Raw genomic sequence first — 262 nt, 5'->3', positions numbered from 1 at the left:
CCTGGCCCTTGTGCAACTACCACCGGATGATCGGGCGGCAGATAATCGAAAAACTGGCCCGGCGCGATGTGCCGGTTTTGATCGTCCCGCTCTTCGAGCGGAGTGACACGTGCCCCGTTTCCGTCAACCTGAATAGGACCGCATGTCTCACACAGAACCGTATAGTACCACGGCCGGCCGTCGTCATCAGCCACGGGCCCGATACCACGGAAATCGCAAGTATCCTCACCCCACATCAAGATTGAACAGTGCGAGCAAAAGT

At 57.6% G+C, this 262-nt stretch carries 1 protein-coding gene; it reads right to left on the bottom strand.

From position 1 onward, the window contains the following. Positions 1-194 (bottom strand): hypothetical protein (locus AC1RPW_RS08540; protein WP_481769535.1); only part of this gene is annotated, 194 nt, incomplete at its 3' end. Positions 195-262 lie beyond the last annotated feature (68 nt).

This window comes from Dellaglioa sp. CoH-55-MRSF-8 (genome assembly GCF_056782195.1).
Note: the sequence above shows the minus strand (reverse complement) of the source record. Positions and strands in the feature narration are given on the sequence as shown.